This window comes from Natronococcus sp. (assembly GCF_047921035.1).
Taxonomy (GTDB): Archaea; Halobacteriota; Halobacteria; order Halobacteriales; family Natrialbaceae; genus Natronococcus.
In genome coordinates this window covers 1-7856 of sequence record NZ_JBLRWX010000125.1, presented here as the reverse complement: position 1 = coordinate 7856, position 7856 = coordinate 1, and the positions used below count along the sequence as shown (strand labels likewise).

Below are 7856 nucleotides of genomic sequence, written 5' to 3'. Positions count from 1 at the left end.
ATCGACACCGTTGTCGTCGAATTCGTCTTCCTCGTCGACACCGTTGTCGTCGAATTCGTCTTCTTCATCGACACCGTTGTCGTCGAATTCGTCTTCTTCATCGATGCCGTTGTCCTCGAGTTCGTCTTCCTCGTCGACGGCGTCGTCATCGGCCGGTTCCTCGTCAACCGGATCCACGACCGGCTCCTCATCGAGAAGGACGAGTGCGGTCGCCTGGCCGATCGAGACCTCCTGGGCGTCGTCGAGATCGTTCTCGTCAACGCCGTTTTCCTCGAGGTCATCGCCATCGACGCCGTTCTCGTCGAGGTCGTTCTCGTCGTCCTCGTTGACGGCCTCATCGTCCTCGAGTTCGTCGTCGGTCTCGTCAACCGGCTCCTCGGGGAGGTCGTCAGCGTCCTCGATCAGGACGAAAATTGTCGCCTGTTCGATCGTCACTTGCAGCGCTCCCTCGTCAGGAGCGTCTGTCGGTTCCTCGTCGGTTTCGTCGTTCTCGTAGTCGTCGACGCTGGTTACAGCGGGGCCCGCTGCAACGGCTGCGGCTCCGCCCGAGCCCAGCACCATCAGCGCGACAACGACGACGAGTATGTTACGTACGCTCATGTCCCGCGTTCGTGATACGGGTAGTCGTAGCGCTTAAACTGGGACTGCCATTTCAGTGATAAATATCACGTTCCGCCGGGTAACCCGGGCGCTAGTCGCCACCGGCGGCGGAAAATACCAATTACGATTACCCTTCCCGAACTCTCCGATTCGGCCGACCGCTTCGGGATGGCGCGTCGAACGTCCTCCCTAGTCTCGACTCGCAGACCGTTCTGGTCGGTCTCTCAGATCCCGTTTCCTTCATCGTTCCGCGTCGATCAGTCTCCCCACAGGTATCCGAGATTGAACGACGGCCCGGCGCTCAGTACACCGACTCGAGGATCTCCGTTCGGAGTTCGTCGAACCCCTCGAGATAGTCGCGACGTTCCCGTCGTAGCTCCGCGAGGGCCGACTCGTAGTCGTCGACGTAGTCGGGGACGTAGTAGTCCTCGACGTCGATGCCGGGGACCGACTCGGGAATCGTCAGCCCGGTCGTGTCGTCGTCGGTCCACTCGACGGTGCCGCGGGCGGTCTCGGTGAGGATCGTCACCGACTCGGTGACGCCGACGTCCTTCGCGTCGTCGCCGAGATACCCCGTGTTGAGCAGGTAGCAGTCGACGCCAAGTTCGTCGATGAGATCCTGAAAGAGGTTGCCCTCCTCGCCCTCGGGGCCGACGATGAAGGGGTTGGTCCCAACGACGCGGATCGACTCGCCGGCCCGCGAGGGGTCGCCCGCGCTGGTCTCGATCGACTCCCCGAGCATGAAGGCCGCCGCGGCCTGGGCCGTCGAGAGCTTCGAGACGGGCGGCATCAGCGGATTCCGGGTGATGAAGAATATCTGGTCGACGCGGTCGAGGTCGATCTCGTCGGCCGCGCTCGAGAGCTCGTCGCGCTGGACGATCGCGCGCGCGTTGGACGTGTACCTGGGCTCGTCGAAGTCGACCGTACCGTCGTCGTCGACGGCGACGTTCTCGAGGATCGCCGACTCGTCGGTCGCGGCCTCGTAGAGGGCGGGCTGTTCGTCCTCGTCGAGCCCGATCGTCTTGATGAACAGTCCCTTCCCCTCGCTGCCGGGAACCGTCCCGTCGGGCAGCAGCGCGCAGACGTCGTCCTGGAGCATGGTCGCGCCCTCCTCGTCCTCGAGCCAGCAGCCGTGGGCGGTGAGCGTCGACTTGCCCGTCGCCGACAGCCCCATAAAGAGCTGGCCGACGTCGCGCAGGTCGCCGTCGGCGTCGCGGACGCGGACGCGTTTGCTCCCGGCGTGGAGCCCGAGTCCGCCCCGCTGTTTGATGCGGTACATAAAGAGGCGGAGGAACGACTTCTTGGCCTCGCCGGTGTAGTCGCTGCCCAGTACCGCGGTGAGACCCTCGTCGGGGAGGATCCGGATCGCGGTCTCGTCGTGGTCGGGCAGCTGTACCGTCTGGAGATCCGGCTCGCGGCCGTCGCTGGGTTCGAACAGGCTCGCCCAGGCGAACGCGATCCGGGCGTGTTCGACGGGAACGTAGAGCCGACAGCAAAACGTCGCCTCCGGATGGCGTCCCATCAGGCGGTCCACGCAGAGCAGCTCGCGGGATTCGGTGGCTTCGACCGCGGTCTCGACCAGTTGGTGGTCGCGCTCGCCGAACGCGTGATCGACGGCGTTTTTCGTTCGATCGGAGCTGCGCGAGCGAACGTCGCTGACGTACGACGGCGAGCCGAACTCCGTCGTCGTCTCCTCGTGTTCGGCGAGTTCGCGCAGTTCCTCGAGCGACGGATCGTACCGGACGTTCGATGCGGTCGCTGGGTCGGGAAGCGCTCGGCTCGGCGGACGCGGCTCCGCCCCGGTTTCGGACATACGGTTGGGTCATCATCTTCCTTATGTATAAACATGGTGGCCTTTGATCCGAGCGTGTCACTTCCTATCGTACGCCTGATCGAGATAGGCGAAACCTACGTATTGATGGCTTGAATACCGGATACTGAACCTCCAACGAATAGTCACTTCACGTATGATTACAGAAGTAAACTCGCCTCAGAAGTAATTCTGATTCGATTCCGAACGGGATACTCTCGCGAAGACGAGAGCGACGGCTCGACGGAGACGGTCGGAAAACGTTCCGTCGGTCGGCAATCCAACTCCGGCTCGGTCGCCGTCCGGCTACTCCCCGAGGATCCCGTCGTCCGCCACGTTCGGCGCGCCGACGACGAGTACCCGGCTCTCCTCGGCGGCTCTGAGCTGTCGCCACGACTCCGGCGGGACGACGAGCATCTCGTCGGCGGTGAGCTCGACGACGTCGCGTCGGTCCTCGCGCTCGATCGTGACGTCGACGGTCCCCTCGAGGACGGCGTACAGCTCCTCCTGTTCGCCCTGGCGGTGGTAGGCGTTCTCCTCGCCTTTCTCGTAATGCCAGACGCTCGGTCGCATCCGTTCGGTCCCGAGTTCGGATCCGACGTCGAGCAGCGTGGGCGTCTCTCCGTCGAATTCGCGAGCGTCGGCGTTCTCGAGGTCGACCAGCGAGTACATGGCCGTCGATTCGAGAACCGAACGCTAAAAGCCGATGCCGGCGGGAGACGTGAGTCCGTGCCGTTCGGTTCGACGGTCGCCTCAAGGGGTGCTCACGGAGTCGCGCTCGAGTAGCGACCACGTTACCAATATCCTCTCGGGTCGAAGGTCGAGTATGGACCCGTACTTCCCCAGTCCGAACCCACCCTGCGTCCCGAAACCCTGCCAGCGGTGTGAGACGCGCGTCGACGGCGACGAGACGGAGGGCTGGTGGCTCGAGCGCCGGCAGTGGCAGGGACCGAACTACTACCAGCTGCTGTGTCTGTCCTGCTGTGTCGCCGTGATGAACGAGGAGCCGATCCATCCCGACGTCGTACACGAAGCCGACGCTCGAGACGTCCTCTACGACTGACCCGGAGGGGGAACCGGGAAGTGCCGGGGGCGCCAACGACTCCGTATGGGTTTTCACACGTTTCCGCTCGACCGGGCCGACGAACTCGAGGATCCCTCGCGGTACCGGTACTGCTCGCGCGAGGAGCTGCTCGAACTGCTCGATCCGTCCGACGACGACGTCCTCGCGGATCTAGGCTCGGGAACCGGGTTCTACACCGACGACGTCGCGCCGTTCGCCGAAACGGTGTACGCGGTCGACGTCCAGTCGGCGATGCACGACCGGTACCGGGAGAAGAGCGCACCCGAGAACGTCGAGTTCGTGACCAGCGAGGTGTCGACGCTTCCGTTCGCCGAGGACGAACTCGACGGGGCGTTCTCGACGATGACCCACCACGAGTACGCGACTCCGCCCGGGTCGGACGAGTCCGACGACGCGCTCGCCGAACTCGCGCGGGTCATCCGCCCCGGCGGTCGCCTCGTTACCGTCGACTGGTCGGGTGACGGCGACGGCGAGGACGGCCCGTCCCTCGAGGAACGGTTCTCGCTCGAGGAGGCCGTCGACGGGCTCGAGGCGGCCGGGTTCACCGTGGAGACCGCCCGCAATCGCCCCGAGACGTTTGCGCTCGTCGCAGTCCGGTAGGCGACGCGATAGGCGAATGGGCGGAACTAGAGTGGACTGTTGTTGTATAGCCTCGGTTACTTCTCCTTGAGGTATTCGTACAGAATGCTTTTTGCGCTCGATGCGCCTGACCGGTCGGATGAGAGTCGGCCCATACACGCCACCGGAACCGTCCTACGAGTGCCCCGGCTGCGGATACAGAGGCTCACCCGAATCGGGTCCGCTCTGTCCCGACTGCGGCGGGCAGCTCAGAAACATCGCCGTCGCTCGAGAGTAGTCGGGTTCGAAGTCAGTCGAAATCCGGCAGATCCTCGGGCGGTTCGTACTCGGCCTCCCAGTCGATGTACTCCTCTTTGAGGATCACCGAGACGATCTGGCCGAACTCGGTCAGCTCGGCGTTGATCGCCGAGACGGTGCCCCAGGTGTCCAGTTCGGGGTGGTACTCCCGCTCCTGCCAGTCCTCGGAAATGCCGGGGGCGTGGTAGCCGACGCGGTCGGCGAAGTCGTCCCAGAAGAAGTCGAACTCGGCGAAGAGGTCGAGATCCCGGGCGATCCCGTACTCGCGCTCGTCGAGATCGGTGTCCTCGAGCCACTCCTCGAAGGCCTCCTCCCAGGCGCCCTCGCGGAGGAATTCCTGTAGCTCCTCGCGTCGGTAATCGATCTCGGTCGGATCGTCGGCGCTGATCGTCGCGTCGTCGTACTCGTTCGGATCGACGAACGACAGCTCCGGCGGCTCCGGCGGCTCGACCTCGAGTCCCATAACGGGCCGTACGACCGGTCGCCGGATAAGGATTCCCACAGCAGAGAGACGGACTCCCGTACGTCGTTCCCGGAGCGGCCGCGAGCCGTCCGGGGCCGCTCCGAGAAACCGGTACCGCAGACCGTCTCAGACGATGCCGAGCGCCGAGAAGCCGGCGACCGAGGCGACCGTCAGCACGACGGTCCAGACGGCGATCCCCGCGGTCATCCAGGCCGCGACGAGCCGACCCCGACTGCCGGCGAGCAGGGCCACGAGCGCGGCGATGTGGACCCCGGTCATCACCGGACCCGCGAGGGAGACGCCGGGGAGCCCGTACCGATCCCAGAGCCGACGGGCTCGCGCGTAGCGATCGCTGGGCTCGTCGCTTCCGGTCCGGCTCTGCCACCACTCCAGCAGCCGTCGGTAGCCCAGAATCAGCGCGTACACCGAGCCGACATTGCCGGCGAAGGCGACGACAGCGGTCGTTACCGGGTTCAATCCGAGGCCGACGGCGACTGGAACGACGACGAGGATCTCGACCACCGGGATCGCCGCGAACAGAAACACGAGCGCGTACTGGACGATACCGGTTGCTTCCTCGAGGGCGGTACCGACGTCGACGAGCAGCGGTGTGAGCGACATCGAACGCTTCTTCTCGGAGGTAGGCGCCGTTTCGGTCAAATAGCTGCCGTTAGTACGCGGATCCGAACACTCAACCCCGCCCTCGCCGTACGCCCGGTGATGACAGGCTACGAGGCGGCGATCCTCGACGTCGACGGAACGATCGTTCGGGGGGAACAGCTTCTTCCGGGCGCGACCGACGGGCTGGCGGCCCTCGACCGGGCCGGCTGCGACCGGTTGCTGTTCTCGAACAACCCGACGCGGGGCAGCGCCCACTACCGGGAGCAACTCGAGCCACACGGAATCGCGGTCGAACCCGAGAACGTCTTGACGTCGGCGACGGTCTCCGCGGAGTACCTCGCCGCGACCCACCCCGACGCGACGGTGTACCTGGTCGGCGACGACCGCCTCGAGTCGATCCTGGCCGACGCGGACGTCGCGCTCGTCGACGACCCCGAGACGGCCGACGTCGTCGTCGGCTCGTTCGACAGCGACTTCTCGTATGGAACGCTGTGGGAGTCGCTGCGGGCCCTCGAGGACGGGACCGACTTCTACGGGACCGATCCGGACACGACGATCCCGGTCGACGACGGACTGATGCCGGGCTCGGGGGCGATCCTCGCGGCGATGGGGGCCGTCGCCGGCCGCGAACCGGACGCCATCCTGGGCAAGCCCTCGAGCGTCGCGGCCGAGGCGGCGATCGATCGGCTCGGCGCCGATCCGAAGGACGTCCTCGTCGTCGGCGACCGCCTCGACACCGACATCGCGCTGGGCGAGCGCGCCGGGATGGAGACCGCGCTCGTGCTCACCGGAATCACCGACGAGGCGACCCTCGAGTCCGCGAGCGTCGAGCCCGACCACGTCCTCGAGTCGCTCGGCGACGTCGACCGCCTGCTGTAGCCTACTCGCCCGGGTTCTCGAGGAGCTTCGCGACCGTGACGAAGGCGTCGAACTCGGGGGGCGAGCCGGTGATCTGGACGACGTTCCGGGAGGGATCGTACTGGATGAACTCCACCTCCGCCGACTTCGGCAGGTGGACGTGCTGGAGTTCCAGGGCGATCCGGTCGAGGGAATCGAACTCGGGATCCGCCTCCGCGTCGTCGTCTTCCCACTTCTCGACCGTCTCGACGACCTCGGCGACCGAGACGGGACCGTCCCGCTCGTAAAGATAGTAGAGGGCGTACCTGCGGCGTTCGTCTCCCAGAAGGTCGAAGACGGTCTCCAGCTCAACCATGCGTACGGTTGGCGCAGTAGCGGTTTAGCTCTTGTCGCTATTTCCGTCGGCTTCTCCCTCGAGAGCCGCTCGACGAAGTTGCTCTCCCTCCTCACTGTCGACGGTTAGCTCCGGGACGGTCGTCGGTCGGTTCTCGTCGTCGATCGCGACGTAGACGAAGTACGACTCCGTGGTCTTCTCGCGCTCACGGGTTCGGAGGTCCTCGCGCTCGGTGACCAGCCGGACCTTCACGCTCGAGGTGCCGGCGTCGTAGACGTAGGCCGTGATGTAGGCGGTGTCGCCGACGGGAATCGGGCGCTCGAAGTCCATCCGGTCGACCCGGGCGGTGACGCAGGTCTCGCCGGAAAAGCGCATCGCCGACATCGCGCCCACCTCGTCCATCCACTTCATCACGTTTCCCCCGTGGGCGACCTCGAGCATGTTCGCGTGGTTGGGCTGGACCATCTCGCGGTTCTCGATCAGTGTCTCCAGTAGATCGGTCATCGGGAGGGGGTTTCCCGCGTCCGCAGTTATGGATGCCGGGAGCGTCGCGTCGGCTGTGAACGCGTCCCGTTCGAGCCTTCGATACTGGTAAAAGTCGGCGACGAGTTGGCACTCCTAATGAGTGATGCAGGCGACGCCGACGTCCCGGAGCCTCCCGACCCCGCCGGCGAGGGACGGGGTTCCGTCGACGTCCTCGGGACCGCCCACGTCTCGCAGGCGAGCGTCGACGAGGTCCACGAGACCGTCGACGAGCGGGAGCCGGACGTCGTTGCCGTCGAACTCGACGAGAACCGGTACCGCCAGATGCAGGGCGGCGCCCCGGACGATATCGAGGCGAAGGATCTGCTCTCGGGCAACACGGTCTTCCAGTTTCTGGCCTACTGGATGCTCTCGTACGTCCAGTCGCGGCTCGGCAGCCGGTTCGACATCGAGCCCGGCGCGGACATGCGGGCCGCCATCGAGGCCGCCGAGCGAAACGGCAGCGGCGTCGCGCTGGTCGATCGGGACATCCAGATCACGATCCAGCGGTTCTGGACGCGGCTGTCGTTCGCCGAGAAACTCAAGATGGTCGGCGGGCTCGCGCTCGGGGTTACCGATCCACGAACGATCAGCCTCACCTTCGGCGCAGCGCTTGGCGCCTTCCTCGGACTCGTTTTCGGCGCCTTCCTCGCGCCGGTGTTCGGCCTCGGCGACCTGCTCGCCCTGG

Annotated in this window: 11 protein-coding genes and 1 pseudogene; 5 read left to right on the top strand and 7 right to left on the bottom strand. The window is 65.6% G+C overall.

Annotation, left to right across the window (positions count from 1 at the left end; translation table 11 throughout):
* The 3 genes and pseudogenes from ACNA7R_RS18020 to ACNA7R_RS18010 all read right to left on the bottom strand — a co-directional run.
* Nucleotides 1-600: pseudogene (locus tag ACNA7R_RS18020) on the bottom strand (hypothetical protein); the annotation flags it as partial.
* 301 nt (nt 601-901) lie between these two features.
* Complete coding sequence (locus tag ACNA7R_RS18015; RefSeq protein WP_416284906.1) at nt 902-2413, bottom strand: phosphoenolpyruvate carboxykinase (ATP); 1512 nt, start codon at nt 2411-2413, stop codon at nt 902-904.
* Between the two features lie 303 nt (nt 2414-2716).
* Nucleotides 2717-3082, bottom strand: coding sequence for a cupin domain-containing protein (locus ACNA7R_RS18010; protein WP_416284905.1), 366 nt, complete (start codon nt 3080-3082; stop codon nt 2717-2719).
* Nucleotides 3083-3236: 154 nt separating this feature from the next.
* On the opposite strand from ACNA7R_RS18010, the gene ACNA7R_RS18005 reads away from it, so the two are divergent.
* The 3 genes from ACNA7R_RS18005 to ACNA7R_RS17995 all read left to right on the top strand — a co-directional run bounded on the left by ACNA7R_RS18005 (nt 3237) and on the right by ACNA7R_RS17995 (nt 4350).
* Nucleotides 3237-3473, top strand: a complete 237-nt coding sequence (locus ACNA7R_RS18005; protein ID WP_416284904.1) for a hypothetical protein — start codon at nt 3237-3239, stop codon at nt 3471-3473.
* Nucleotides 3474-3518: 45 nt separating this feature from the next.
* Complete coding sequence (locus ACNA7R_RS18000; RefSeq protein WP_416284903.1) at nt 3519-4094, top strand: class I SAM-dependent methyltransferase; 576 nt, start codon at nt 3519-3521, stop codon at nt 4092-4094.
* Between the two features lie 100 nt (nt 4095-4194).
* Nucleotides 4195-4350, top strand: a complete 156-nt coding sequence (locus ACNA7R_RS17995) for a rubrerythrin-like domain-containing protein (protein ID WP_416284902.1) — start codon at nt 4195-4197, stop codon at nt 4348-4350.
* Nucleotides 4351-4362: 12 nt separating this feature from the next.
* Here the strand turns inward: ACNA7R_RS17995 and ACNA7R_RS17990 are convergent, their stop codons facing one another.
* Both ACNA7R_RS17990 and ACNA7R_RS17985 read right to left on the bottom strand, forming a co-directional pair.
* Complete coding sequence (locus ACNA7R_RS17990; RefSeq protein ID WP_416284901.1) at nt 4363-4833, bottom strand: hypothetical protein; 471 nt, start codon at nt 4831-4833, stop codon at nt 4363-4365.
* 126 nt (nt 4834-4959) lie between these two features.
* Entirely contained in the window at nt 4960-5454 is a 495-nt protein-coding gene (locus tag ACNA7R_RS17985; protein ID WP_416284900.1) for a small multi-drug export protein, read from the bottom strand.
* A gap of 99 nt (nt 5455-5553) precedes the next feature.
* On the opposite strand from ACNA7R_RS17985, the gene ACNA7R_RS17980 reads away from it, so the two are divergent.
* On the top strand, nt 5554-6333 hold the full coding sequence (locus tag ACNA7R_RS17980; RefSeq protein ID WP_416284899.1) for an HAD-IIA family hydrolase: 780 nt from the start codon (nt 5554-5556) through the stop codon (nt 6331-6333).
* Nucleotide 6334: 1 nt separating this feature from the next.
* Here ACNA7R_RS17980 and ACNA7R_RS17975 read toward each other — a convergent pair whose 3' ends face one another.
* Both ACNA7R_RS17975 and ACNA7R_RS17970 read right to left on the bottom strand, forming a co-directional pair.
* Nucleotides 6335-6667 (bottom strand): hypothetical protein, encoded by a 333-nt coding sequence (locus ACNA7R_RS17975; protein ID WP_416284898.1) that lies wholly within the window; start codon nt 6665-6667, stop codon nt 6335-6337.
* A 24-nt stretch (nt 6668-6691) separates the two neighbouring features.
* Entirely contained in the window at nt 6692-7150 is a 459-nt protein-coding gene (locus tag ACNA7R_RS17970; RefSeq protein WP_416284897.1) for an acyl-CoA thioesterase, read from the bottom strand.
* Between the two features lie 117 nt (nt 7151-7267).
* On the opposite strand from ACNA7R_RS17970, the gene ACNA7R_RS17965 reads away from it, so the two are divergent.
* Nucleotides 7268-7856: TraB/GumN family protein (locus ACNA7R_RS17965; protein ID WP_416284896.1), on the top strand; the 589-nt coding region annotated here is incomplete at its 3' end.